Source organism: Nostoc sp. CMAA1605 (genome assembly GCF_021596505.1).
Taxonomy (GTDB): domain Bacteria; phylum Cyanobacteriota; class Cyanobacteriia; order Cyanobacteriales; family Nostocaceae; genus Trichormus.
In genome coordinates this window covers 17809-44051 of record NZ_PJIZ01000037.1, presented here as the reverse complement: position 1 = coordinate 44051, position 26243 = coordinate 17809, and the positions used below count along the sequence as shown (strand labels likewise).

Genomic DNA, 26243 nt, shown 5'->3' with positions numbered 1-26243 from the left:
CATCTCTACATCAAAATTATTCAACCTAAAAATCTCCGAGGTAGTTGCATGAAAGCAGTAATTTTAGCCGGAGGTCTGGGAACTCGCCTGAGTGAAGAAACTAGCATCAGACCTAAACCAATGGTGGAAATTGGTGGTAAACCAATTCTCTGGCATATTATGAAAACCTATTCAGCCCACGGTATTAATGATTTTATCATTTGCTGTGGTTATAAAGGTTACATCATCAAAGAGTATTTTGCTAACTACTTTTTGCATATGTCTGATGTAACTTTTGATATGCGTTTTAATCAGATGAATGTCCATTCTGGTTATGCTGAACCTTGGCGCGTCACTTTAGTAAATACAGGTGACAACACCATGACAGGTGGACGCTTAAAGCGTGTGAGAGAACATATTGGTAATGAAACTTTTTGCTTTACCTACGGTGATGGTGTGAGTAATGTTAATATCACTGAATTAATTAAATTCCACCAACAACAAAAGTCATTAGGAACATTGACAGCCGTACAGCCAGCAGGCCGTTTTGGTGCAATTTCTCTAGGACAAGAACAAACTAAAATCACCAGTTTCCGCGAAAAACAAGATGGTGATGGAGCTTGGATTAATGGTGGTTACTTCGTATTAGAACCAGCAGTTATTGATTTTATTGCTGATGACAACACTGTTTGGGAGAAAGAACCATTAGAAAAGTTAGCAGATTTAGACCAGTTATCTGCTTTTAAACATAATGGTTTTTGGCAACCAATGGATACATTAAGAGATAAAAATTATCTAGAAGAACTCTGGAATAATAACCAAGCCCCTTGGAAAGTATGGGGATAAATGCAAAAGTAAAAAGTAAAAAGTAAAAATCCGAGGATTGATGCTGATCAAGTTATAATATCTGACTTATACACAGTTAAAGTCAAAAGAAAAATATTATTTCTTGTTTTGCCTTTTGCCTTTTACCTTTTGCCTTATTAAGAGTAATACCAATGTACGATTTTGTAATTGTCGGTGGGGGAATAGTTGGGCTATCCACAGGGATGGCTTTAGGTAAACGTTACCCCCAAGCGCGAATTTTAGTATTAGAAAAAGAAAGCCAATGGGCATTTCATCAAACTGGCAATAATAGCGGTGTAATTCACTCTGGTATTTACTATAAACCAGGGAGTTTTAAAGCGCAGTTTTGCCGTGATGGTAGAGACTCAATGGTGGCATTTTGCCAAGAATATGGCATTGATCATGACATTTGTGGCAAAGTTATTGTAGCAACAGATGAGGAAGAATTACCACGTTTAGAAAATCTCTACAAACGTGGGTTAGATAACGGGATTAAAGTCCAAAAAATCACCTCAGAAGAAGTTAGAGAAATCGAACCTCATGTAAGTTGTGTGGGTGGAATTCGCGTTTTTTCCACAGGCATTGTTAATTACAAACAAGTTTGTTTAAAATACGCCGAATTAATTCAACAGCAAGGTGGGGAATTACGCCTGAATACCAAAGTGCTGAAAATTGTTCCCAGTGGTAAAAATTATGTGCTGGAAACCAATCAAGGCCGCTTTGAAACCCATTTTGTGATCAATTGTGCCGGATTGCATAGCGATCGCATTGCTAAATTAGGTGGAGTCAACCCCAAAGCGAAAATCGTTCCCTTCCGGGGTGAATATTACGAACTCACCCCTGAAAAACGGTACTTGGTAAAAACCCTAATTTACCCAGTTCCCAACCCCGATTTTCCCTTTTTGGGCGTTCACTTCACCAAAATGATTGATGGTAGCGTTCATGCAGGGCCGAACGCCGTTTTAAGTCTCAAGCGGGAAGGCTACTATAAAACCGACTTCGACTTGAAAGACTTCGCCGAGGTGATGACTTACCCTGGTTTTTGGAAACTCGCCGCCAAACACGCTGACGAAGGTATTCAAGAAATCATTCGTTCCTTCAGTAAAGCCGCCTTTACCAGAAGTCTGCAAAAACTGATTCCTGAAGTCCAGTCCCAAGATTTAGTCCCCACCCATGCAGGGGTACGCGCCCAAGCCTTGATGGATGATGGCAAACTAGTAGATGACTTTTTGATTGTACCTGGTCAAAATGCCATCCATGTTTGCAATGCTCCCTCACCTGCTGCCACTTCTTCCCTAGAAATTGGCAAAGCGATCGCCGCACAAGTCACCCAACACGCAGATATCCCAGCAACAGTAGGTAGTATTTAAGGAACAGGGGATAGGGAAAGCAGGGGAGGTTGATAAGAGGCAGGGGGCAGGGGGCAAGGGGAACTAAAAGTACGATTAAATGCCATTTTGGCAGACAAATGGGGAGAATTACATCCAAAATGGAATCAGATGCCGAGCAGAAATGTTGATTCCTTGAGGAAGGATAGTCATACCAATTCAAAATTCAAAATTAAGAAATCCATATTTGACAAGGGTTTCTAGATTTGGATCTGTTTCATGATTTTCGTGAATTGGTATCAGGTTCGTAGTAAGGACTTCAGTCCTTATTAGAGGACTAAAGTCCTCTCTACAAACCTTGAATTATCTACACGGTTCTACTTAGTTAATTCATCTACCACACTAAATATAGGATTTCTAGTTGATTTTTAAACGGATATGTAGGGGAGGCAAATGACAGTGTGGATTTTCCTCCTGCAATATTGCCGTTTTGCTAGCAGCGAGAGTACAGCAGATACCACAAAGGCATTTAGTGCGTGCGTTACGGCTTACGCCTCACACACCCTACATATACTTAGATTTCTTCTCCAAATTAAGTCGGATTCCTATAACTCCAATAATTCATACAAGAGAATTTCACGCAAATGAAAATTTTAGTAACTGGAACTGAAGGCTATTTAGGTTGTTTATTACCCCCTTTATTAACTGCACGGGGACACGAAGTTATTGGGGTAGACACTGGTTTCTATAAAGTTGGTTGGCTATACAACGGTACTCCAATCACAGCCAAAACCCTCAACAAAGATATTCGTCATATCAACCCCGAAGACTTAGAAGGTGTGGAAGCTATCGTCCATATGGCGGAGTTATCCAACGATCCCACCGGACAACTAGCACCCAACATTACCTACGACATCAATCATTTAGGTTCTGTACGTCTAGCGAATTTGGCGAAAACAATGGGTGTTCGTCGCTTCGTCTATATGTCTTCTTGTAGCGTCTATGGTGTAGCTACAGAAGGCGATGTTACAGAAGAATCTCCCATCAACCCCCAAACAGCCTACGCAGAGTGCAAAACTCTAGTGGAAAGGGATGTTACACTCCTTGCGGATGATGATTTCTCTCCCACTTTCATGCGGAACGCCACAGCTTTTGGTGCTTCTCCTAGAATGCGTTTTGACATCGTATTGAACAACTTAGCCGGCTTGGCTTGGACTACTAAGGAAATTAAAATGACCAGTGATGGTACGCCTTGGCGGCCATTAGTTCATGCTTTGGATATTTGCAAAGCCATAGTTTGCGTCCTAGAAGCACCCCGCGACATTATTCACAACCAAATCTTTAACGTCGGTGACACAGCTAATAACTACCGCGTTAAAGAAATCGCTGAAATCATCGCTGATACCTTCCCTGGTTGTAAATTATCTTTTGGTGATAACGGCGCAGATAACCGTAGCTACCGCGTATCTTTTGATAAGATTAACAGCATTTTACCTGGTTTTAAGTGTGATTGGGATGCCCAAAAAGGTGCTAGACAATTGTTTGATTTGTTTAGTCAAATCGATATGACTGAAGACACATTTTTGTTTAGAGGATTCACCCGCTTAAAACAACTAGAGTATTTAATTCGGACTGAACAAATCAACCAAGATTTTTTCTGGAATAGCAAGTAATAAATAATCCCGGCAATTAGTGTGTTCCCATTTGTTTAGATCCCTGACTGCTAGAAGTAGTCAGGGGTCTTACAACCTAGCCAAATTAAATAATTTTTGGAAATTTGTATGAATAAAATATTGACCATTGCCATTCCTACTTATAACCGGGCTGAGTTGCTAGATCAACAATTAACATGGTTAGCATCCGCTATTCAAGGTTGTGAATCAGAATGTGAAATTTTAATTTCTGACAATTGTTCTACTGATCATACGCCAGAAATCATTAAGAAATGGCAAACTTATTTTCACAATACTAGTTTCCATGCTAACAGAAATAGTGAAAATCTGGGAGTCATGAGAAACATTGCTTATTGTATTCAAGCTGCTACCAGCAAATATGTTTGGACAATTAGCGATGATGATAAAATCGATATCAAAACAATATCTTATCTAGTTCAAACATTAAATAATTCCCTAGATTTAGCATTGCTAATTTTAAATTTTTCCTGTCGTCATCAAATTACAGGTGAGTTAGTATATCAAAAATGTTATGAGTTTGATGGGGAAGAAATAGAGGTAGAAGGTAGAGACGTATTTGAAGATTGTATCAAAGCCAATCGCTCTGGTGTACAGTTAATGTCAGCCCAAGTATACAGAACTGATTTAGCACAGCGTAGTTTACAAACATGGGTAGATGGTGTAAACAACTTAGATTACCAAGTTTATATTACGGGATTTTGTGCTTTTCATGGTAACGCCAAAATCACTAAAGATGTTTATCTAGAAAATGCTTTTGGAGCTAGTCATTGGATGGTAAAACCCAAATTACTGCTCAAAATGCAATATACCTATTCACCAGAAATAAATGTCAAACTTAAAGAAATAGGCTATTCAGAGAGCTTTTGTAGAAACTTGATTGTTAATCATTTTACTCATAATAATTGGCGAGTTTTATTAGGAGCTTTAAGAAGATGGCCTGTCTTAGCATTGACGACCATAATCCCTTACTTTGGTTTAGTAAGTATATCTATTTTAGAAACTGTGCTTGTATCTAAAGAAGGAGCAACGCAAGAAATTATCAATAATCATAGCAACAACAGACGTTACCTGATTAAAACCAAGTAGCATAATGAAGGATTCCAATGATGTTAAATGCCATCAAAGATAAAATAGAAGCACTGAATTCAGAAGTTGACTATAGAATCCGAATCTGGCGATATACTGCCAAATTACCAACTATAGAAGAACGCGATCGCCGGATGGTTAATGCTCTTAAACATGAAGGAATTTGCATTGCTTCCCTCGCAGAATTAGGGTTTGACTCAACAACGCAATTGCTGAATGCAGCCCATACTATCTTACCCAGTATGGGACAAGGTAACTATAAAGATTCAGACCAAAATCCCCCAGAAATTTATACAGTTACCCATATACCCGATTTTTATAACTGGGGAAGCGAACCTAGATTATTGAAAATTTTGGAAAATTATGTTGGTCTTCCCATAGCTTATCATGGTGTACAAATTCGCAAAGACTTTGTTAATACCAATCAATTCAGTACAATGTTATGGCATAGAGATTCAGAAGACCGCCATATCATCAAGCTGATTATTTACTTAAATGACGTGGAAGAAAAACACGGGCCTTTTGAATATGTTCCAGCACATTTGACATCTATCAACAGTCTGAATTTCTATCGACTTTACAGCAAATTATATAATTCAGGCATCAATGATGAAGAATTAAATAAAATTGTGCCTAAATCTGCCTGGAGGTCATGTACTGGCGCAGCAGGTACAGTAATTATAGCTGATACCCAAAGGCTTTTACATCACGGTACAGTCCGTACACAAGAGCGTTCAACTCTATTCTTTGCCTACACTACTAACCCTGCGAAAAGACCAGGACTTTGTACTCAATATTGGGATGATACCTTTCCCAAACCAAATTATTAAGAAAGTTCCTGTTGAGCCTTGCGATTTCTGTAGATACTAAGTGATTAGTAATTATTTCTTATACGCAAAACACATGATTTTTACCAATACATCTCTCAAAGACGCGTTTATTATTGACTTAGAAGAAAAGCCAGACCACCGTGGTTTTTTTGCTCGGACATTCTGCGCCCAAGAATTTATCAATCACGGGTTAAAGCCAGCAGTTGCTCAATGTAACCTTTCTTATAACTATAAAAAAGGCACATTGCGAGGAATGCACTATCAGCTAAAACCCGCAGCAGAAACTAAATTAATACGCTGTATTAAAGGTGCTATTTATGACGTAATTATTGATATGCGTCCCGAATCACCAACATTTTTATCACACATTGGTGTGGAATTAACTGCCGATAATCGTCGAGCTTTGTATGTGCCAGAAATGTTTGCTCATGGTTATCAAGCCTTAACTGATGACGCTGAAGTTGTCTATCAAGTTGGTGAATTTTATACACCTGGATACGAGAAAGGTCTGCGTTATGATGACCCATTCTTTAATATTCAATGGCCTTTAGAAGTCACCGTGATTTCTGAAAAAGATGCTAACTGGCCACTATTAGAAACTATACCCATTGGTAGTCCTGACCCAGTGGAAGCGGTTTGTTAGAAATGGGGCATTGGGCATTGGGAATTGGGCATGGGGCATTGGGCAGTTATGATTCCCCTATACCCTTACACCCCTACACCCCCACACCCCCTAATGTTTACGTATTAAATATAGGAATTAACGAAAATGATTATTATCGATCGCGCTTTAGAAGTTCGTGCTGCTGCTGGTAATCCCGTCAAAGTGGGAATGATTGGTGCTGGTTTTATGGGTCGCGGAATTGCTAACCAAATTATCAATTCTGTTCCTGGGATGGAGTTGGTGGCTATCTTCAACCGGAGTATTGACCAAGCCCAACGCGCTTATCAAGAAGCGGGAATTGAAGAGATTGAAGTTGTCAATAGTGTGGGCGAATTAGAAGCGGCGATCGCTCAAGGTAAATATGCCATCACTGAAGATGCTAAACTCATCTGTCAGGCAGAGGGTATTGATGCCATCATCGAAGTGACTGGTGCTGTGGAATTTGGCGCGCATATCGTCATGGAAGCGATCGCCCATCGCAAACATATTATTATGATGAATGCCGAACTTGACGGTACTATCGGCTGTATTCTCAAAGTCTACGCTGATAAAGCTGGTGTGATTCTCTCCGCTTGTGATGGCGACCAACCAGGGGTAGAAATGAATCTCTACCGCTTCGTGAAAAGTATTGGTTTGACTCCTTTATTGTGCGGTAACATCAAAGGTTTGCAAGACCCCTACCGCAACCCCACCACCCAAGAAGCCTTCGCTAAACGTTGGGGACAAAAAGCCCACATGGTCACAAGCTTCGCCGATGGTTCCAAAATATCATTCGAGCAGGCGATCGTTGCTAACGCCACAGGGATGAAAGTAGCTAGACGCGGGATGTTGGGCTATGACTTCACAGGTCATGTAGACGAAATGACCAATATGTACGATGTTGACCAACTTAAAGAACTAGGCGGAATCGTTGACTATGTCGTTGGTACAAAACCCGGCCCTGGCGTATTCGTCTTCGCTACCCACGACGACCCCAAACAACGCCACTATCTCAACCTCTACAAACTCGGTGAAGGCCCTCTTTACAGTTTCTACACCCCTTACCACCTCTGTCATTTTGAAGTTCCCTTGTCTGTAGCCCGTGCAGTCTTATTCCAAGATGCAGTCATGGCTCCTTTAGGCGCGCCGATGGTGGACGTAGTGGCCACTGCAAAAATTGACCTAAAGGCCGGAGAAACTTTAGACGGCATCGGCTATTATATGACCTACGGACAATGTGAGAATTCCGATATTGTCCAACAACAAAACCTCCTACCAATGGGTTTAGCAGAAGGGTGTCGCCTCAAACGAGATATTTCCAAAGATCAAGTCCTCACCTACGATGATATAGAACTACCCACAGGCAGACTTTGCGACCAACTCAGAGCCGAACAAAACAAATATTTTGCCCCTGAAAAAGTTCTGGTGACAGTGGGATAGTATCAATTTAAAATTCAAAATTCAAAATTCAAAATTCAAAATTAAGAATTAAGAATTTAAGACAGATACTTGATTTTGCAATGTTGGTTGAATTTTGAATAATTGATGTCAAAATATTTGGCTTAAATACCTAAAAAACAGCCCCCTTCCACAAGGGGGCTTGAGGGTATCTTATTATTTTATTTCGCATATAGTGCTTAGTTTCGACTAATGACTAATGACTAATGACTATTGACTGTTGACTATTGACTAAAACTTATGAAAATTGCCCTAGTACATGATTATTTAACCCAACGTGGCGGCGCAGAACGAGTATTTGAATTACTCTGTAAACGCTATCCAGAAGCAGATATTTTTACATCTTTATATGACCCTGAAAAAACTATTGATGTTGGCGATCGCCTAGTTAATACGACTTACTTACAAAAAATTCCTGGTGCTACTAAATATTTCCGCTTAATTGCTCCCTTATACTTTCCAGCTTTTCGGGCTTTAGATTTACAAGACTACGATTTAATTATTAGTAGTAGTACCAGCTTTGCGAAAGCTGTCAGAAAAAGACCAGATGCTAAACATATTTGCTTTTGTCACAATGTCACCCGCTTTTTGTGGGATACGGAAACTTATTTACGAGAATACAGTGATTATCGCTATTTCGCGCCTTTAATTACCAAAGTATTCCAAGCAATGCGCGATATTGATCTGAAATATGCTCAAGAACCAGATATTTACATAGCTAATTCCACAACTGTTGCTCAACGAATTCAAAAAATTTATGGCAAACCAGCCATCATGGTGAATTATCCCATTGATACGAGCAACTTTATTTTCTCAGATACCAAAGATGAATATTATTTAGCCTCGGCACGCATGATTAGTTACAAGCGACTCGACGTTATTGTTGAAGCTTTTAACTGGTTGGGATGGCCGCTATTTATTTCCGGCGACGGCCCAGAAAGAAAGCGATTAGAAGCGAAGGCATTGAGTAATATTAAATTCTTAGGTCATGTGAGTGATAGCCAGCGTAAAGACTTATTTTCTAAAGCTAAATCAGTGATAGTTGCAGCTTTAGAGGACTATGGTTTAGTACCGGTAGAAGCTAATGCTAGTGGAACACCAGTAATTGCCTATGGTGCTGGTGGTGTATTAGATACACAAATCCACGGAAAAACAGGAGTTTTCTTTAAAAGACAAACACCCGAATCATTACAAACAGCATTATTAGAGTCCGGAGGAATCTCTTGGAATTATGAAAATATTCGTAATCATGCTGTGAATAATTTTTCCGAACAGGTCTTTTTTAGCAAAGTTGAACGAGTTATTGCCCAAGCTTGTATTTAAAAAAGGAACAGAGAATAGGGAATGGGGAATGGGGAATCGGGAATATGAAACCCAGAGAAATTGAAGCAGAAGAAGTCAATTCTTCCCTAATCCCCCCAATCAATGAACCATTTCCAATGCCCAATACCCCATTCCCAATGCCCCATTCCCAATTCCTAGCCATTCACAAATAAGGATAATAAACGTGGTTCAAACTAGTCTCAGCACCAATATTGTCAATTCCAATCAAGATACAGAACCCAGTTATGGACAAATTCTGGCGGTATTTATTCGCAGATTTCCTTGGTTTGTGGGAGTCTTTATCATTACAATTGCGATCGCAGCTTTTGTCACCGCTAGAACTAAGCCTACGTTTAAAAGCTCAATGCAGCTATTGGTAGAACCCAACTATCAAGGTAAAAATGATACAACTAGACCTGAGAATCAGTTTCTTGAACCTGATGTGCAGATAGATACTGCTACACAACTGAATTTGATGCAAAGTTCAGGATTGATTCAAAAGGCAGTTGATAAACTAAAATCTGAATATCCAGATATTACGGTAGCTGACCTCAAAAGTACCTTGGCTTTGGAGCAACTCAGAACTAAAGAAGATAATCTAGCTACCAAAATTTTCCAAGTAGAGTACACAGATAACGACCCAGAAAAGACTCAAAAAGTTTTGAGTGCAATTCGTCAAGTGTATGTGGAATACAATAAACAGCAACAGGATACTCGTCTGCAAAAGGGTTTGCAAGTTATCCGAGAACAGTTGAGCAAAGCCAGCGAAGAAGTGAATGCGGCTGAGTCTAACTTACAAAGATTTCGCAGAAACCAAAATTTAATCGACCCTGAAGCACAAGCCAAAGCCTTAGAAGACTCTTTGAATAATATTGAGCAAGAACGCCGCACTACTCGCTCTCAATATCAAGAGGCTATTGCTAAACAAAAATCTCTAGAAGAACAATTAAACCGTTCTCCCCAAAATGCTCTAGTGGCTTCTCGTCTGAGTCAATCCACCCGCTATCAAGGTTTACTCAACGAAATTCAAAAAACAGAATTGTTGTTAGCTCAAGAACGCTTACGTTTCACTGATGAAACCCCCAGTGTTCAAAAGCTGAAAGAACAACTGCAAAGCCAAAAAGAATTATTGCAACAAGAAGTAGGCAGAACTTTAGGTGTGAAGTCTGCTAGTGTGATGAGGTCTGGAGAACCACTTCTAGAACAGGGTCAGTTTGGTGAAATTGATTTAACTCTGGCTAGCCAACTCGTAGAAACCCAGACAATCATAGTTGCATTAACTGCCCGTGATCAAACTCTGGCACAAAAAGAAAATCAGATACGCCAAGAAATTAAACGCTTCCCGCCTCTTTTGGCTTATTACAACCGCATTAAACCACAGTTGCAATTCAGTCGAGAAAGGTTAGAGCAATTGTTGCGTGCAGAACAACAGTTGCGTCAAGAACTAGCCAAGGGTGGATTTAACTGGGAAGTTGTGGAAGAACCCCAAGCTGGGATGAAGTTAGGCCCCAATCTCCAGCAAAATCTATTGTTAGGTGCGGTAGTGGGGTTAATGTTGGGTGGTATTGCAGCTTTCATTCGAGAAGCATCTGATGATTCTGTTCACACTACGGCTGAATTGGAGAAACAAGCGGCGTTACCTTTGTTGGGAACTACACCTAAACTACCACCAGCTAAAACCAGAGAATCTGTAATTAAGTTGCCATTTGGTAAGCCAGAAACGCCTGCACCTTGGACAGTAGAGGTTTTACAATCTCCTCCCCGTTGGGAATCCTTGGATTTGATTTACAAAAACATCGAACTTTTAAATTCCGTTGCTAGTTTAAAGTCTTTGATGATTTCCTCACCTGTGGTAGACGAGGGTAAATCAGGTTTTGCTTTAGGTTTAGCAATGAGTGCAGCTAGGCTACACAAACGGGTATTGTTGATTGATGCCAACTTACGCCAGCCTAGTTTACATGAACAGTTAAATCTGCCGAATGAGCAAGGACTCTCCACTATTTTGTCTAGTGAGATTACTTTACCGCATCAAATAGGAACTCATTCAGTTGGTTCAACTTACATTGATATTTTGACAGCCGGCCCCAGACCTACTGATCCCGCCAATTTGCTGAGTTCTCCCCGCATGGCGGAACTGATGCACGCCTTTGAGGAGAACTATGATTTGGTGATTATCGACGCACCACCCGTTCTGGGTTTAGTAGATGCCATGTTAACTGCTTCTTCTTGTCGGAGTGTGGTGTTAGTCGCAAGTATGGGTAAGGTGACACGTACCCAAATCGCGGAAGCGACAGCCATGTTAAGCCGATTAAACCTGATTGGAATTGTTGCTAATGGGGTGGCTAACTCTGGTAGTACATATGTACAGTACGCCAGGGAGAATCGATTTGCTTTACATCAAGGGGTGGAGAAGTAGAAGAAGGCAAGGGGGCAGGGAGCAGGGGGCAGGGGAGATATTTAACCTAGTTCCTAATCCCCAATCCCCAGTCCCTATTTTTATTGTGCGATCGCAGCAAATGAAAGACAGGCGATCGCACATTTTTTTATGCGTTTTATTTCTATAAATAGCCCCAATTTTATATTAAAAATTATTGGAATACTTGACTTTTTTATCTGTAATTATTAAACTTTTTTAGTGTAATAAATTAACTATTATTGTTAGCAAATAATTAAGTATATTTATATCACCTTTATATTAAACTAGAAAAACACTGTCTATTTAAAGAGTAAATAAAGAATTCCTTCTGGCGTATAGTCATTTCTACAGAGTCTTATATCCTAGAGATTGAAATTGATTTTAGGTGAATCAAAGACAATACTGAACTAGCTTGATCAATTTTTTCAACTAAGTAAATAGATAGCCAAAAATCAAATTAATAACAAAAGATAAAGTCTGGCACTGAATTTACGGCTCTCTAAATCTCTCCAACATCCCTAATTTAAATTCGAGAGTTCAACATTTCACTGTCAAATTTATCATGATGTTTAGTGCTATTTATCTATTTAGTATTTCAGTTACCATAAATTGCCCAACAGCACTATCAAACAAATTAGATAATAGCTGTTTATACAATTGTTACCAGGATGTTTTTCAAGGCAATATCTACAACTTTGACCAAAAATGCTAATTATCCTCAAAGTCTTTGGCATTGATAGTCTTTGATGTTACCGCAGTGATTTACTTTGTATAAATCCAAAGACCTATGACCAGCACAATAGTTCCAAACCTTGATCATTACTATCCTCCCACACCTCAACAACTGGCTTCTTGCTCCTCTCACTACACATTGCAATGGCGGCGGGGTCAGCTTTTAGTGAACTCTGCTAAAACATTAGCACAGCTATATTTACCCTCTTTTGATAATCAACAATTGCTAGTCGAGTGTTTAAAACATTCGCCAGTTAATTTGGTGAGTATAGATGCAAAACTCGGCACAGATATGTTAGAGTTTTGGGCTGAAGCTTGTCAGCAAGCTCATAAACCGATATTTTTGCGCGTTGCTGATGGTTCAAGACTATTCAAAAGAACTAGCCAAGGAGCAATATGGCTGCAAGTTATAGATAGATTAATTGCAGGCTTATTACTGCTGTCATTATTTCCAGTCATGGCAGTGTTATTCATGCTCATACAACTTTATTCACCACAATCATTATTTAGTCGTGAGTGGTGTGTAGGGGAAAAAGGCAAACTATTTCAACTAATTAGATTTTCTACCAATAGTCAGAAAAATAGTCAGTTGGGGTACTGGTTACGCCAATCTGGCTTAGAAAATCTCCCAATATTATGGAATGTCATTCGGGGTGATATTAGTTTAATTTTCACCCGTTGCTGGACTTTAGAAGATGCGGTACGAATCAGTTTATCTAGACCAGAACAGCTAAGTACGCTACCAATTGTCACAAATTCATGGGAAGTTAAAACAGAGTCGTAAATAGTGCATTTTCAGAGTATAACTCTTTAATTTACTTTATCCTGAGAGTTAACCAGGATGTAAGAAATACTAAATTAATAGGGTTTTATACAGTCAAAATTCTGCACAAATCTAGTTTTAACTACGGTTCGATGGACTGTTAAATATTGACAGTCCATCAATCTCCTAAATCCAGCCAGATTTTAACAGTGAACAGTGAATAGTATTGGTGTCTCTTATAAATTCTCAAATATACACCGTTAGGACTGATAACTGACAACTGTTGTAACCATATTTTTTCTAGACAAGTAATCACTAAATTAAAATGCCTAAACAACCGATTAATTTATTGAGAGCCAATAAATTTTGGCAAAACAATTATTTGATTTTGCGAGAGTTAAAGCATTTTCGCAAAATAGCTATTTTAGCCGTTATATTTTCCTTTCTAGCTGCCAGCTTTGAAGGTGTTAGTATTGGATTTCTCCTGTCATTTTTACAAAATCTGACTAATCCTAATCAACCAATGCACACGGGTATTGCTTGGGTTGATGTAGTTTTAGTCTCTGATATTGTGCCGATTAGCCCTATATATCGCATATCTATATTAATTTTGTTGAGTACCTGGATGCGTGCTACCTTCAATTACTTTGCCGGCATCTACACCGAATCGGCTCAACTTAATTTAGCAGATCGCTTGCATAAGCAAATCTTTGAACAATTGCAGGCGATGAGGTTGAGTTATTTTACTCAAACCCGTTCTGGAGAACTCATTAATACAATTACTACAGAGATTGAAAGAATCAAACAGGCTTTTAGTGGAGCGGCTTTCGTTTTTACTAGATTCCTCACAGTTTGTGTTTATTTCATTGTGATGTTTTTAATATCATGGCAACTTTCTTTGGTTTCTGTTCTCATCTTTGCACTGCTAGCCGTAGGACTATCTACATTAAATAAACGCGTCAGAGAAACCAGTTTTGGTATTTCACAAGCTAACTCTCAATTTACAGCTACGGCTGTTGAACTTATTAACGGGATTCGTACAATTCACGCTTTTGGTACACAAGAATTTGAAAGACAGCGTTTTTATAGAGCTAGTACCAATCAACTGAATGCTGCTATTAAGGTTGTCTTAGCGTGGACAATGGTGAAGCCGATAGCAGAAGGCATCGCCACAACAGTGTTAATTAGTTTGATTGTGATTTCTTTCACAACTTTTACATTACCAGTTGCTTCATTATTGACATTTTTCTTTGTTCTAGTTAGAGTCATTCCTAACATTCAAGATGTCAATGGTACTATGGCTTTCTTGAGTACATTGCAAGGCTCGGCAGAGAAGATTAAAGAGATTTTGCAAACTCAGAATAAACCTTATCTCCAAAATGGCAAAATTAAATTTTCAGGTTTAAAACGCTCAATAGATTTAGTATCTGTAGATTTTGGTTATACTGCCGATAATTTAGTGCTGAATAATATTACCTTGACTATTGAACGTGGTCGTACAACCGCACTAGTAGGAGCTTCTGGAGCAGGTAAAACTACATTAGCTGATTTAATTCCCCGATTTTACGATCCCACCGAAGGCCATATTTTAGTCGATGGTATTGATTTACAGAAATTGGATATTTATTCCTTCCGTCAAAAAATGGCTGTAGTTAGTCAAGACACATTTATTTTCAACACTTCGGTACGAGAAAATATTGCTTACGGGACATCAGGAGCGAGTCAAGCACAAATTCGTGAAGCGGCTCAACTAGCAAACGCCTTAGAATTTATCGAAGAAATGCCAGAAGGATTCGATACTAAATTAGGCGATCGCGGTGTACGCTTATCGGGAGGACAAAGACAAAGACTAGCAATAGCTCGTGCATTACTCAGAGATCCCGAAATCCTCATCCTCGATGAAGCTACCAGTGCTTTAGATTCAGTATCCGAGCGATTGATTCAAGAGTCTTTAGAAAAACTAGCTGTGGGTAGAACCGTAATTGCGATCGCTCATCGACTATCAACTATTGCGAAAGCTGATAAAGTCGTAGTTCTCGAACAAGGAAAAATAATAGAACAAGGCGGCTATCAAGAATTACTAGAACTCAAAGGAAAGTTGTGGAAATACCACCAAATGCAAAATCAAACTAGTCAATCTTGAAATATACAGGGGTGTAATACCAATTCAAAATTCAAAATTCAAAATTAATAAATCTCTATCCTACACGGGTTTCTAGATTTGGATTTATTTCAGAATTTTGGTGAATTGGTATACAAGAAATTTCACCCCATTCCCCATTCCCTATTCCCTATTCCCTATTCCCCATTCCCCATTCCCTATTCCCGATCATAAATATTACTATGAAAGTTTCCGTCATTATTTCTAACTATAACTACGCTCGTTATCTTCCCAAAACAGTTGATTCTGTTTTAGCTCAAACCTATTCCAACATCGAAATCATTATTGTCGATGACGGTTCTAAAGATGATAGTCGCGATGTGATCACCAAACTGCAAGCAAAAGCACCAAATCAAATCAAAACTATTTTCCAACCCAATCAAGGACAAGGTGGTGCTTTTAACGCAGGATTTCAAGCCGCTAGTGGTGATATCATCGCCTTTTTAGATGCTGATGATATTTGGAAACCTGAAAAAGTGCAGCGCATTGTTGAGATATTCAACACATCAGATGTAGTAGGTGTCATGCACCACTTGGATATTATTGATGCTGATGACAAGTACGTGAATAATGCTTCTACTCAGGGGCCAAAGTTGAGTGAGGATTTAGCTAAAGTAGTCTTAAATACTGGTAATGCTTGGTGTTTTCCTCCGACTTCTGGACTTTCCTATCGGCGGGAAGCATTAGCAAAAGTGTTCCCTATTGACCCGATTAAATGGCGGATTTGGGCTGATGGTTGCATAATTTACTGCACTGCTTTTTTAGGTAAGATTAAAACACTACACGAAAATTTAGGTAGTTACCGCATTCATGGCGCGAACAATCACATCGGTCAAGGGGTAGCCACCAAAGAACAGGAAGCAAAAGCACAAGCAGGAATTGAACAAACCAACCGCTACATTAACGAATTTTTGGAACGGATTAATTATCCTACCAGAGTTGACCTATCCCGTAATCTTCAGTATCGCCGCACTAAGTATTACCAGCAAGGTAAATGGAATAGTCGTGAAGTTTGGGCTATTTCCCGTTTAATTTTGGGTTGGTCTTTCTACTCCTGGCAAGAACGTGTGTATTATCTAGCTCGGTTTTTGTCCAAGAGTGGAAAATTTTTGGCTCGTCCTGCTGTTAATACGGAAAGTACAACAATTTAGTAGTAAATGTAATTGGCAATTATTAAGGTTATGAATTTACCACATCCTCATTGTCCGACGATCGCACCAGTTCCAGCAGGAGTTACACGTCCACTGTGGTCAGTGATGATTCCTACTTACAATTGTGCAGAATATCTGCGTGAAACTTTAGCTAGTGTGTTAGCGCAAGATCCTGGCCCCGATATCATGCAAATTGCAGTGATTGATAATTGTTCCACACAAGATGATCCCGCAGCCGTAGTTGCGGAACTAGGTCAAGGTCGTGTGGAATTCTATCGTCAACCTACCAATGTCGGTGCGGTTAATAACTCTCATACTTGTTTAGAATTAGCACGCGGTCACTTGATTCATCTTCTGCATAGTGATGACTGTGTGCGCGATGGTTTTTATTCAAGAATGGCGCAAGCTTTCCAAGAAAATCCGCAACTTGGTGCTGCCTTTTGTCGCAGTGTATATATTGATGAGCATAGCAATTGGCAAGGACTTTCTTGTTTAGAGTTACCAGAAAGTGGGATTCTTCCTAGCCGTTGGATAGAGCGCATTGCCGAACTATGTTGTATTTCCGTCCCATCAGTTGCAGTAGTACGCCGTGAAGTGTATGAACAACTAGGAGGATATGACCGACGCTGTGGTTTGAGTGGCGACTGGGAAATGTGGGTGAGAGTGTTCGCCAATTACCCCATGTGGTTTGAGGTGGAACCTTTAACGTTATGGCGTAGACACTTTTTGTCTGTTACCCAACTCAACGCTAAAAGTAAAACTTTCATTCAAGAAACCTTTGATACTGTAGAGATTATTTTTCAATCTTATTTACCCTCTATTATCAATGGCAAAGTTCATAAAAAAGCCAAGCAAAACTGTGCTTTCTTATCTTTAGAAGCGGCTTTAGCATTGTTTGCTCAAGACAAGATACCGCAAGCGATCGCTCAATTGCAAATAGCACTTCAGTATCGTGCTTCCTTCAAAGTGATTAAATCTGCTATGAGAATCATGGCTTGGGAGGGAATGCGATCGCTATTACGCAAAATATCAAGGAATTCAAAATATCAAACAACAGCTAATTCCGCAGCCCTCAACTACCTGAAATCATCTTAAAAAAACTCATATCCAACTTTTTATTCTGAAAAAATGAGTCCATACAATAATGATATTCCTATCATTTCACCAGTTCCACAGGGAGTTAAACGTCCACTGTGGTCAGTGATGATTCCTACTTACAATTGTGCAGAATATCTGCGTGAAACTTTAGCTAGCGTATTAGCGCAAGATCCCGGCCCCGATATTATGCAAATTATGGTTGTGGATGATCATTCCCTAGAAGATGATCCAGAGGCTGTAGTAGCAGAAATAGGAAAAGGTCGTGTTGAGTTTTATCGCCAACCACAGAATGTCGGTATTACCAAAAATTTTCAAACCTGCTTAGAACTGGCACGGGGTGAATTAATTCATCAGCTACATGGCGATGATTTAGTACGCGATGGATTCTATCAAAAGATGGCTCCAGCCTTTCAGCAGCATCCAGAAATTGGCGCGGCTTTTTGTCGTAATGTTTTTATTGATGAATATAATCATTGGCAAAATTTGTCTGATTTAGAACAGAAACAGAGTGGTATTTTACCCAGTCATTGGTTAAATCAGATTGCTGGTGTTTGTTGTATTCAAACACCTTCAATAGTGGTACGTCGCGCAGTCTACGAAAATTTGGGAGGCTTTAATCATCGCTTAAAATGTGGTGAAGACTGGGAAATGTGGGTAAGAATTGCAGCTAATTACCCCATTTGGTATGAAATTGAAGCCTTGGCACTTTATCGAGTGCGTTCCTATTCTCAGACTAGACGAAATGTCATCAATGGTCATTACATCCAGAATTTGTACAAAGCTATAGAAATTTTTGCAGACTATTTACCTAACACTGTACCTGCAAGAGTTATCCAACAAGCAAAAATCAATTGTGCTTACTTCGCTCTAGAAACAGCACAAGGCTTGTTCACAAGAGGTGATATAGGTAGAGCGATAGCACAAATTAAATTAGCTCTTCAGTTCGCTCCTCAAGGGAAAATCATCATATCAGCAAGTAAAGTTATTCTTTGGTATGGGACATTATTACTATTATCAACTTTAGCTCTTGTCCCGTCAAAAATATCACGGATTCTTGCCAAAATTCATCCCATAGCAGTACAAGGCTGGAAGTCATCATAAATTACAACTAATTCGTGGCATCGTTATTATTTGCTTGTAAAAACGCAATCCGGCAAAAATAATTATTCAAAATTATGGCTATAGATACTAACTCCCCAACTCCCTTGGTGAGCGTCATCACACCTACTTATAATCGTCCAGATTACTTAAAAGCAGCCTTAACAAGTGCTGTCAGACAAACCTATCGCCATATTGAAATTATTGTTTCTGATAACTGTAGTCCTGAAAATCCCCAAGCTATTGTCGAGTCTTTTAACGATCCTCGGATTCGTTTTTCTCGCAATACAACAAACTTGGGGATGTTTGGAAACACCATCAAAGCTTTCAAAATGGCGCGGGGAAAATATATCGCTAGTTTGTTAGATGATGATATGTGGGAAGCAGACTTTTTAGAAAAGCTTGTCCCACCATTGGAGGCTAACCCAAATTTGGCTTTAGCTTTTTGTGATCATTACGTCATTGATGCACAAGGCAATATAGATGATGGGATGACTCAAGAATGTTCCCAGTTTTATAAGCGATCGCATCTGGCTAAAGGCATATATCAACCCTTTTATCGTCTCGCTTTAATAGATAGATCCGTCTCTTCAGCCACAGCTGCGGTGATTCGTCGGGATGTGATTGATTGGGATGCCATTCCGGCTGAAGTTGGGGGTTCATGGGATATATATTTGAACTATCTTTGTTGTCGTTCTGGATTAGGAGCTTATTTTTATCCAGAAAAACTGACGCGTTATCGTGTCCATGAACAAACAGACACAATGCTGAGTGGTAAACGCAACCCCCAAGCCAAAATCCGCAAAGCACAAGCCGATATGTTCTGCTATGAGCAATTTATGGCAGATGAAAGACTAAAAGAATTTCAACCCTATTTTCAACAGCAATGGGCCCATGTCAGCACCACGTTAGGCATAGGTTTAATACGTAATCAACAGCTAGAAGCTGCTCGCCCTTACTTTTGGCGTTCCCTCAAAGAGAGTCTAAAACTCAGAACCCTAGCCGGACTAATGCTGAGTTTTACACCCCCTGCGATCGCATCTAAATTTTAGTCATTAGTCAATAGTCAACAGTCAATAGTTAATAGTCAACAGTCAACAGTCATTAGTCATTAGTCAATAGTCATTAGTCCCCAATCCCCTAGTAGGTAATTAAAATGCGAATATCTGCTTGCATCACAACTAGAAATCGTCCGCAGGATTTGGAAAATTGTTTGCGATCGCTGTGGAATTCTGATGTCAAACCGCACTCTGTTGTGGTGTCTGATGATTCACCGGATATAGAAGTACAGCAACAAAATTATCGGATTGTTCAACAATATCCCCAAACGATTTATATTACTGGGCCTCGGATTGGTGTTTGTGCTAATCGTAACAATGCAGTAAATGCCATTTCTGTGTCTGAAACTGACTTTGTGGCATTTATTGATGATGATATTTATGTTGATTCCGACTTTCTAGCTGGTGCGATCGCGCGATATCAGCAAATGTCATCAGAACAGCAAAATAACACTATTCTTTCCGGTGTCAGTCGCTGTTCCGATGGCGGTCAGATGGTTTCTGGCAAGTTGTCTTTTCGAGGATATTTCTGTGCTAGCGATATTCCCGAAACTGTAGCAATTCATGCGTCTATTTTCCCTCGTCAGTTTCTTGAACAAGAACAGTGGGACGAAAATATATTTTTTGGTTATGAAGATGCAGAACTTTGTTTAAGAGCCTTAAAAAGAGGCTACAAAATTCTCCATTGTCCAGAATTACAAGTATTTCATGCCGGAGCAAATGGTAAAAGCTCTTTGATGGTATCTGACATTGGTAAGTTAACTAACTACGAAATTTCTATAGAAGCTGCCAGATTATATGTTGGTATAAAACGTTATAAAAATTTATTCCCTAATGCCTTAAAGCTAGCGGTTTTCTGTTTTGTATATGTCGTACACATGACCGCATATCTATGGAAACGAGGCTCACTACAAGCCTGGCCAGAAATTATTCGTCGTTCTCATGTTCAAAGATTATGGCAACCGTTTGGGGTTTAGAGTGGGGAGTGCTGAGTGCTGAGTGCTGAGTGCTGAGTGCTGAGTGCTGAGTGCTGAGTTGTGAGTGCTGAGTTGTGAGTTAGAAAATAAATTCTCCCTTGTCTACCTTGTCTCCCCAGTCCCCAATCCCCAATCCCCAGTCCCCAGCGAAGCACTGAGCTTGTCGAAGTGTCCCCAATCCCCAGTCCCCAGCGAAGCACTGAGCTTGTCGAAGTGTCCCCAATCCCCAGTCCCCATCCCCTATTAATCCTATATTTCACAGGGTAATTAATTGTGAAAGTATGTATTGTTACACATAATGTTATTAAAGGTGATGGTCAAGGACGAGTAAACTATGAAGTGGCTTTAGAAGCTATTCGTCGTGGTCATCACGTTACTTTATTAGCTAGTCAAGTAGCGGCTGAATTACAACAACATCCCCAAGTTAATTGGGTGGCTATTCCGGTGGAAGGATGGCCGACGGAATTATTGCGTAATTTTATCTTTGCTTTTGTCAGTACAAACTGGTTGCGTCAACATCGCCATGAGATTGATGTAGTTAAAATCAATGGTGCAATTACTCATGAACGTGGTGATGTCAATGCAGCACATTTTGTCCATAGTTCCTGGTTGAAATTCTCGTCTGGAAAGGCTGCACACAAGTCACGCCGAATTTTTTATAACTTTTACCAGTGGTTATATACAGCTTTAAATGCACATTGGGAAAAACGAGCTTTTCGTCAGGCGCGGGTTGTGGTGGCGGTTTCTAAGAAGGTGGCGCAGGATTTGCAAGCCATTGGTGTATTGCCAAAAAATATTCGAGTCATTGTCAACGGTGTGGATTTAGAGGAATTTGCACCAGGAAAGATTAACCGTCAGCAATGGAATCTACCAATAGATGTTCCTCTGGCGTTGTTTGCTGGTGATATCAGACTTGCTCGCAAAAATCTAGATACAGTTCTCAAAGCTTTAGTCAAAGTTCCTGATTTACATCTGGCGGTAGCTGGAATTACGGAAGGTAGTCCCTATCTGGAGTTAGCCACAGCGTTGGGATTGCAGGAGCGAGTCCATTTTCTGGGACTACGTCGTGATATTCCCGACTTGATGAAAGCTGTTGATTTTTTCGTGTTTCCCTCTCGGTATGAGCCATTTGGTTTAGTAGTAATTGAGGCAATGGCTTCTGGGTTGCCCGTGATTACCGCTAGTAGTACAGGTGCAGCCGATTTAGTAAAACCTGAATCTGGCATGGTTTTGGCAGACTCAGACGATGTTGAAGGTTTAGCCAAAGCGATGTTGACTTTGAGTAGCGATCGCCTGCTGAGACAAACAATGGGTACAACCGCCAGAGCGATCGCCACTCAACACAGTTGGACAAACATGGCTAAGTGCTATGTGGATTTATTCGAGGAGTTAAAGCAGTGATGAAAATCACCGTCATCATCCCTACTTACCGCCGTACCAAAGACCTAGAACGCTGTTTAAATGCTTTACATAAACAAATACGTCCAGCCGATGAGGTAGTATTAGTAGTCCGTGATTCAGACCAAGAAACTTGGCAGTTTCTCACCACTTTTGACCCTCTGCTGTTACCATTACGCGCCACTACAGTCACTATTCCTGGTGTAGTGGCAGCGATGAATGCTGGTTTAAATGTTGCCCAAGGAGACATTGTCGCCTTTACCGATGATGATGCCGCCCCGCATACTAATTGGCTAGCACAAATTGAAACTCATTTCCTGTCAGATGAGCGCGTGGGCGGAGTCGGCGGCAGGGATTGGGTATATCACGGAAAACATTTAGAAGATGGAGCTTGTCCAGTTGTGGGACAAGTCCATTGGTTTGGACGCATCATTGGTAATCACCATCAAGGTATCGGCGCACCCCGTGAGGTAGATGTTCTCAAGGGTGTTAACATGAGCTTTCGCCGCCAAGCCATTCAACAATTGCACTTTGACCGACGGATGTTAGGTACAGGCGCGCAAGTTCACTTTGAAGTAGCCTTTTGTCTCGCCCTCAAGCGCGCCGGCTGGAAACTCATTTATGATCCTCAAGTCGGAGTGAATCATTATCCCGCCCAAAGATTTGACGAAGATCAGCGCAATCAATTCAATGCTCTTGCTGTAGTTAATGCCGTACACAACGAAACCTTAGCATTACTAGAACATTTATCGCCCACACAAAGATTAGCGTTTTTGTTCTGGGCTGGATTAGTCGGAACAAGGGACGCTATGGGTTTAATTCAATGGTTACGTTTTCTCCCCAGCGAAGGCCTGTTAGCAGGAAAAAAACTACTAGCTTCCTGGCGTGGTCGCTGGCAAGGTTGGCAAACGTGGCAATTCAAAAGGGAATGGGGAATGGGGCATAGGGCATAGGGCATAGGGCATGGGGAATGGGGAATGGGGACTGGGGACTGGGAAAGGGAGCAGGGGAGAAGAACTAATGACTATTGACTATTGACTATTGACTAATGACTAATGACTAACCGGAGATTTTAAGTGGTTCAAATACATACACTTCCTAATAGTCCACCGAGAAAACAGTTTGTGTTCGGCAAACAACCGCCGTTAGCTTGGGCAGCTATATTATCTTTCATTTTGTTTTCCGCAGTCTGTATTTTTGCTGGTGCGGCGGGTATTCTTCGCACGGCTTATGTGATCATGTCTTTTGCTGTCGGTATTTTTTTATATCTGCGATACCCTTTACTTTATACAGGTTTTACTTGGTGGATTTGGTTTGTTACTCCCTTCGTGGCTCGTTTGGTCGATTATAGAAGTGGTTGGGACGCAACGCGTTTTATGTTGGTGTCACAATATTTAGTGACGTTATTAACTTTACATACTTTTTTAAAAGAACTGCCAAGGTCACTGCGCCAAGGCAGTTTACCTTTTGTCTTGGCATTTTTAGGTGTGTTTTACGGCTTTCTGATTGGCGTGATTAAAACATCACCTTTTACTGCGGCACGGGGTCTTTTAGATTGGTTAACACCTATTACTTTTGGTTTTTATCTATTTATTAATTGGCGAGATTATCCCTCATACCGTCGTACTATCGAGAGGACTTTTCTTTGGGGTGTATTAGTCACAGGTATTTATGGGGTGATACAGTTTTTAGTTGCGCCTGAGTGGGATTTATTCTGGTTAACTAGTACAAAATTGACTAGTATGGGTGATCCTGAGCCTTTAAAATTAAGGGTTTGGAGTACGATGGCATCTCCTGCACCCTATGCCGCTATGATGATGGCAGGTTTGGTATTGTTATTTAGTAATAAAAATTTTCTCCGTATTCCTGCTTCTGCAATTGGTTATTTGGCTTTCTTACTCACAACAGTACGTACATTGTGGGGTGGTTGGTTAATAGCATTTCTTACTTTTTTAACTGCCTTAAAAGCTCATTTGCAAATGCGACTGTTCATAACTATTTTGATCATGGCACTGTGTATAGTTCCACTAACACAAATCAAAGAATTCTCCGAACCTATTACTACTAGATTTGAAACTTTTTCTCAGTTAGATAAAGATGACAGTGCTAAGGTCAGACAAAAAATATATGAAGATGGTTTAAATAGTGCTTTAACTAATGGTTTAGGTAACGGTGTCGGCAATACTTTTATTGTGAATAAAAAAGGTATTTTAGAACCGATTGTGATTGATAGTGGCATTTTAGATATGTTTTTCACATTAGGTTGGTTTGGCGGTGTATTTTACTTAGTCGCAATATTTATGGCGTTTGCGGGATCTTTTCAATATTCGGAATATCGGTTTGATACTTTTATGGCTGCATCTAGAGCAATTAGTGTGGGTATGTTATCAACGTTGTTAGGAAATAGTGGAATGTTAGGGATGCCTGGGATGGTACTTTGGGGCTTTATTGCTCTTGCAATGGCAGGACACAAATATCATGTAAATTCTCGATTCGATTAGTTAGGGATCAGTAATGAGTGCTGAGTAATGAGTAATGAGTGCTGAGTGCTGAGTGCTGAGTAATGACTAATGACTAATGACTAATGACTATTGAGTAATGACTAATGACTATTGACTATTGACTATTGACTAATCACAACCATCCCCGTAACCAATAAACGAAGCTACCAACATATTCTTTAAGGGCATTAGTAAATTGGTGTAGATTGTCAGTGTCTGGTAATAAGTTGAGGATAGCGGCTTTGGGGCTGCTGGTGAGTTCTTGGAGTTCGCCTTGGCTGACGAGAAAGTCTGTTGGTGCGGGAATAGCATCAATACCTTGACGCTGAAAAATTTTCAACGATCGCGGCATATGTAAGGCGGAAGTAACTAACAGTATTTGCCGAATACCGCGAGATTCAAGAATTTTTTTGACGTTGACGGCATTTTGATAAGTATTGAGGGAATCTGGTTCTTGAATTAATGCTTCGCTGGGAATCCCGATAGATGTCAGGAGAGTTACCATATCTGCTGATTCTGATGAACCACTCCCCCGCCAATCAATTCTTCCACCACTGAGGATAATTAGAGGAGCCTTTTTTTGACGGTATAGTTGAGCCGCATAAATCACGCGATCGCCCTGTTCACTCAAATCAACTGTCGGACGTGGAGGAAAGGCTGATTTAGTTGCACCACCTAATACTACAATTGCTTCTGCTGTAGGTAATTGGGCTGAGGGAATATTTTGCCATTCTAGCGATCGCACCAAATATTTAGAAACCCAAGCATTACCGCACAATAATAATAAAATTAACGCCCAAGAAATAGCGATCGCTGCAACACGCGGTCGTTTCTTCAGATTAAATAAAGCAAATACTAAACTGACACAAGCCAGTCCCAACGGATAAAATAATAACGGTAATAACTTAGAAAGATATAAAAACATAACAGGGCATAAGTTATAGGAGAGAGGACACAAAGAAGCAGAGAAGATTCCCAATACCTAGTCCCCAGTCCCCAGCGAAGCACTGAGCTTGTCGAAGTGTCCCCAATCCCTACTTACCCCAAAACTTAAAACTAAAACTACCAGGTACGCGACGATAACGACGGCTAGCTCTCCTTTTTTGCTGTCTGGTAATTCTACTGGTAGACTGTTGCTGTTGACCTTCCACATCTTCTACAACTTCTACTGGTAATTGTGTTTGAGTTTGTTCCTTACTTCTCCACCAAGCGATCGTCCAACCCCCAGCCAAAGCACCAATACCGCCAAGTATGATGCTCATGAGTGCTGGATAGCCTAACCAACTAAATCCTAGTAAGAAAAATAACCAATATTTTAATCCAGCATCAATCCCATCAGCCGAGGGTACTGTGGGGGGTTGGGGACTAGTTTTAGTAGTATTAGTAAACCAACCCAACATAAACCAACCCAGAATACCCAAGAAAATACTTAAGGTAATTGTTGTTCCTGTCGAGTTCAAAATAAATGCGATGAAGGCCCCAAAGAGAAATTGAGATATAGACTCAGGGGAAAAATTGAATAAGTTTTTGTTTTGTGACATGGGGAAAATAGGGGTGTAGGGGTCTAAGGGTGTAAGGGGGTGGGGGTGTATAAAAGTTTTTACCTCTTGTCCCTTGCGCTTTCAATTTTGGATTGAGAATTTTACATTTTAAACTGTATGATTCAATCCAAAATCCAAAATTCTTCCACCCCCTGCCTCATC

Annotated in this window: 24 protein-coding genes; 20 read left to right on the top strand and 4 right to left on the bottom strand. The window is 40.2% G+C overall.

The features are described 5' to 3' along the window. Window positions 1-48 precede the first annotated feature (48 nt). The 17 genes from rfbF (at window position 49) to CV014_RS14520 (ending at window position 20641) form a co-directional block, all read left to right on the top strand. Window positions 49-825 carry a glucose-1-phosphate cytidylyltransferase gene (gene rfbF, locus CV014_RS14595; RefSeq protein ID WP_236142691.1) on the top strand — a complete coding sequence of 259 codons (777 nt, stop codon included), beginning with the start codon at window positions 49-51 and terminating at the stop codon, window positions 823-825. Window positions 826-977: 152 nt separating this feature from the next. Beyond that, on the top strand, window positions 978-2195 hold the full coding sequence (gene lhgO, locus CV014_RS14590) for an L-2-hydroxyglutarate oxidase (protein ID WP_236142690.1): 1218 nt from the start codon (window positions 978-980) through the stop codon (window positions 2193-2195). Window positions 2196-2797: 602 nt separating this feature from the next. Further along, a complete protein-coding gene (locus CV014_RS14585) occupies window positions 2798-3826 on the top strand; it encodes an NAD-dependent epimerase/dehydratase family protein (protein ID WP_236142689.1) in 1029 nt (342 codons plus the stop codon). Window positions 3827-3934: 108 nt separating this feature from the next. Continuing rightward, window positions 3935-4933, top strand: coding sequence for a glycosyltransferase family 2 protein (locus CV014_RS14580; RefSeq protein WP_236142688.1), 999 nt, complete (start codon window positions 3935-3937; stop codon window positions 4931-4933). A gap of 20 nt (window positions 4934-4953) precedes the next feature. After that, on the top strand, window positions 4954-5763 hold the full coding sequence (locus CV014_RS14575) for a phytanoyl-CoA dioxygenase (RefSeq protein ID WP_236142702.1): 810 nt from the start codon (window positions 4954-4956) through the stop codon (window positions 5761-5763). 73 nt (window positions 5764-5836) lie between these two features. Further along, on the top strand, window positions 5837-6406 hold the full coding sequence (gene rfbC, locus CV014_RS14570; RefSeq protein WP_236142687.1) for a dTDP-4-dehydrorhamnose 3,5-epimerase: 570 nt from the start codon (window positions 5837-5839) through the stop codon (window positions 6404-6406). A gap of 126 nt (window positions 6407-6532) precedes the next feature. Beyond that, complete coding sequence (locus tag CV014_RS14565; protein WP_236142686.1) at window positions 6533-7846, top strand: NAD(P)H-dependent oxidoreductase; 1314 nt, start codon at window positions 6533-6535, stop codon at window positions 7844-7846. A 258-nt stretch (window positions 7847-8104) separates the two neighbouring features. After that, window positions 8105-9187 (top strand): glycosyltransferase, encoded by a 1083-nt coding sequence (locus tag CV014_RS14560; RefSeq protein WP_236142685.1) that lies wholly within the window; start codon window positions 8105-8107, stop codon window positions 9185-9187. 44 nt (window positions 9188-9231) lie between these two features. After that, window positions 9232-9360 carry a hypothetical protein gene (locus tag CV014_RS30050; RefSeq protein WP_268964706.1) on the top strand — a complete coding sequence of 43 codons (129 nt, stop codon included), beginning with the start codon at window positions 9232-9234 and terminating at the stop codon, window positions 9358-9360. Between the two features lie 11 nt (window positions 9361-9371). Further along, the gene (locus CV014_RS14555; protein WP_236142684.1) at window positions 9372-11603 is read left to right on the top strand and encodes a GumC family protein; all 2232 of its coding nucleotides are present in this window, start codon (window positions 9372-9374) and stop codon (window positions 11601-11603) included. 787 nt (window positions 11604-12390) lie between these two features. Beyond that, window positions 12391-13119: a heterocyst development glycosyltransferase HepC gene (hepC, locus tag CV014_RS14550; RefSeq protein WP_236142683.1), complete on the top strand. Its 729-nt coding sequence runs from the start codon at window positions 12391-12393 to the stop codon at window positions 13117-13119. A gap of 304 nt (window positions 13120-13423) precedes the next feature. Further along, window positions 13424-15241 carry a heterocyst formation ABC transporter subunit HepA gene (hepA, locus tag CV014_RS14545; protein ID WP_236142682.1) on the top strand — a complete coding sequence of 606 codons (1818 nt, stop codon included), beginning with the start codon at window positions 13424-13426 and terminating at the stop codon, window positions 15239-15241. 200 nt (window positions 15242-15441) lie between these two features. After that, on the top strand, window positions 15442-16410 hold the full coding sequence (locus CV014_RS14540) for a glycosyltransferase family 2 protein (protein ID WP_236142681.1): 969 nt from the start codon (window positions 15442-15444) through the stop codon (window positions 16408-16410). Between the two features lie 30 nt (window positions 16411-16440). Beyond that, window positions 16441-17505 (top strand): glycosyltransferase, encoded by a 1065-nt coding sequence (locus CV014_RS14535; protein ID WP_236142680.1) that lies wholly within the window; start codon window positions 16441-16443, stop codon window positions 17503-17505. A gap of 33 nt (window positions 17506-17538) precedes the next feature. Beyond that, window positions 17539-18609, top strand: a complete 1071-nt coding sequence (locus CV014_RS14530; protein WP_236142679.1) for a glycosyltransferase family 2 protein — start codon at window positions 17539-17541, stop codon at window positions 18607-18609. Window positions 18610-18683: 74 nt separating this feature from the next. Then, complete coding sequence (locus tag CV014_RS14525; protein WP_236142678.1) at window positions 18684-19658, top strand: glycosyltransferase family 2 protein; 975 nt, start codon at window positions 18684-18686, stop codon at window positions 19656-19658. Between the two features lie 104 nt (window positions 19659-19762). Next, window positions 19763-20641: a glycosyltransferase family 2 protein gene (locus CV014_RS14520; protein WP_236142677.1), complete on the top strand. Its 879-nt coding sequence runs from the start codon at window positions 19763-19765 to the stop codon at window positions 20639-20641. On the opposite strand, the gene CV014_RS14515 is transcribed toward CV014_RS14520, so the two are convergent. Together CV014_RS14515 and CV014_RS30045 are read right to left on the bottom strand one after the other, a co-directional pair. Further along, window positions 20638-20796: a hypothetical protein gene (locus CV014_RS14515; RefSeq protein ID WP_236142676.1), complete on the bottom strand. Its 159-nt coding sequence runs from the start codon at window positions 20794-20796 to the stop codon at window positions 20638-20640. The genes CV014_RS14520 and CV014_RS14515 overlap by 4 nt on opposite strands. Beyond that, on the bottom strand, window positions 20744-20878 hold the full coding sequence (locus tag CV014_RS30045) for a hypothetical protein (RefSeq protein WP_268964705.1): 135 nt from the start codon (window positions 20876-20878) through the stop codon (window positions 20744-20746). The genes CV014_RS14515 and CV014_RS30045 overlap by 53 nt, the downstream gene beginning before the upstream one ends. A gap of 36 nt (window positions 20879-20914) precedes the next feature. Between CV014_RS30045 and CV014_RS14510 the strand changes: the two genes are divergently transcribed. The 3 genes from CV014_RS14510 (at window position 20915) to CV014_RS14500 (ending at window position 24540) form a co-directional block, all read left to right on the top strand. After that, window positions 20915-22042, top strand: coding sequence for a glycosyltransferase family 4 protein (locus tag CV014_RS14510; protein ID WP_236142675.1), 1128 nt, complete (start codon window positions 20915-20917; stop codon window positions 22040-22042). Beyond that, entirely contained in the window at window positions 22042-22992 is a 951-nt protein-coding gene (locus CV014_RS14505) for a glycosyltransferase family 2 protein (RefSeq protein ID WP_236142701.1), read from the top strand. The genes CV014_RS14510 and CV014_RS14505 overlap by 1 nt, the downstream gene beginning before the upstream one ends. A gap of 132 nt (window positions 22993-23124) precedes the next feature. Next, on the top strand, window positions 23125-24540 hold the full coding sequence (locus tag CV014_RS14500) for an O-antigen ligase domain-containing protein (protein WP_442946914.1): 1416 nt from the start codon (window positions 23125-23127) through the stop codon (window positions 24538-24540). Window positions 24541-24673: 133 nt separating this feature from the next. Here CV014_RS14500 and CV014_RS14495 read toward each other — a convergent pair whose 3' ends face one another. Next, window positions 24674-25465: a YdcF family protein gene (locus CV014_RS14495; protein ID WP_236142673.1), complete on the bottom strand. Its 792-nt coding sequence runs from the start codon at window positions 25463-25465 to the stop codon at window positions 24674-24676. Window positions 25466-25574: 109 nt separating this feature from the next. After that, the gene (locus CV014_RS14490) at window positions 25575-26081 is read right to left on the bottom strand and encodes a hypothetical protein (protein ID WP_236142672.1); all 507 of its coding nucleotides are present in this window, start codon (window positions 26079-26081) and stop codon (window positions 25575-25577) included. Window positions 26082-26243 lie beyond the last annotated feature (162 nt).

What these genes read in the sequence shown, in the direction of transcription:
- rfbF (WP_236142691.1), top strand. Translation starts at nt 49, where the DNA reads ATGAAAGCAGTAATTTTAGCCGGAGGTCTGGGAACTCGCCTGAGTGAA.
- lhgO (WP_236142690.1), top strand. Translation starts at nt 978, where the DNA reads ATGTACGATTTTGTAATTGTCGGTGGGGGAATAGTTGGGCTATCCACA.
- CV014_RS14585 (WP_236142689.1), top strand. Translation starts at nt 2,798, where the DNA reads ATGAAAATTTTAGTAACTGGAACTGAAGGCTATTTAGGTTGTTTATTA.
- CV014_RS14580 (WP_236142688.1), top strand. Translation starts at nt 3,935, where the DNA reads ATGAATAAAATATTGACCATTGCCATTCCTACTTATAACCGGGCTGAG.
- CV014_RS14575 (WP_236142702.1), top strand. Translation starts at nt 4,954, where the DNA reads ATGTTAAATGCCATCAAAGATAAAATAGAAGCACTGAATTCAGAAGTT.
- rfbC (WP_236142687.1), top strand. Translation starts at nt 5,837, where the DNA reads ATGATTTTTACCAATACATCTCTCAAAGACGCGTTTATTATTGACTTA.
- CV014_RS14565 (WP_236142686.1), top strand. Translation starts at nt 6,533, where the DNA reads ATGATTATTATCGATCGCGCTTTAGAAGTTCGTGCTGCTGCTGGTAAT.
- CV014_RS14560 (WP_236142685.1), top strand. Translation starts at nt 8,105, where the DNA reads ATGAAAATTGCCCTAGTACATGATTATTTAACCCAACGTGGCGGCGCA.
- CV014_RS30050 (WP_268964706.1), top strand. Translation starts at nt 9,232, where the DNA reads ATGAAACCCAGAGAAATTGAAGCAGAAGAAGTCAATTCTTCCCTAATC.
- hepC (WP_236142683.1), top strand. Translation starts at nt 12,391, where the DNA reads ATGACCAGCACAATAGTTCCAAACCTTGATCATTACTATCCTCCCACA.
- hepA (WP_236142682.1), top strand. Translation starts at nt 13,424, where the DNA reads ATGCCTAAACAACCGATTAATTTATTGAGAGCCAATAAATTTTGGCAA.
- CV014_RS14540 (WP_236142681.1), top strand. Translation starts at nt 15,442, where the DNA reads ATGAAAGTTTCCGTCATTATTTCTAACTATAACTACGCTCGTTATCTT.
- CV014_RS14535 (WP_236142680.1), top strand. Translation starts at nt 16,441, where the DNA reads ATGAATTTACCACATCCTCATTGTCCGACGATCGCACCAGTTCCAGCA.
- CV014_RS14530 (WP_236142679.1), top strand. Translation starts at nt 17,539, where the DNA reads ATGAGTCCATACAATAATGATATTCCTATCATTTCACCAGTTCCACAG.
- CV014_RS14525 (WP_236142678.1), top strand. Translation starts at nt 18,684, where the DNA reads ATGGCTATAGATACTAACTCCCCAACTCCCTTGGTGAGCGTCATCACA.
- CV014_RS14520 (WP_236142677.1), top strand. Translation starts at nt 19,763, where the DNA reads ATGCGAATATCTGCTTGCATCACAACTAGAAATCGTCCGCAGGATTTG.
- CV014_RS30045 (WP_268964705.1), bottom strand. Translation starts at nt 20,878, where the DNA reads ATGGGGACTGGGGATTGGGGACACTTCGACAAGCTCAGTGCTTCGCTG.
- CV014_RS14505 (WP_236142701.1), top strand. Translation starts at nt 22,042, where the DNA reads ATGAAAATCACCGTCATCATCCCTACTTACCGCCGTACCAAAGACCTA.
- CV014_RS14495 (WP_236142673.1), bottom strand. Translation starts at nt 25,465, where the DNA reads ATGTTTTTATATCTTTCTAAGTTATTACCGTTATTATTTTATCCGTTG.
- CV014_RS14490 (WP_236142672.1), bottom strand. Translation starts at nt 26,081, where the DNA reads ATGTCACAAAACAAAAACTTATTCAATTTTTCCCCTGAGTCTATATCT.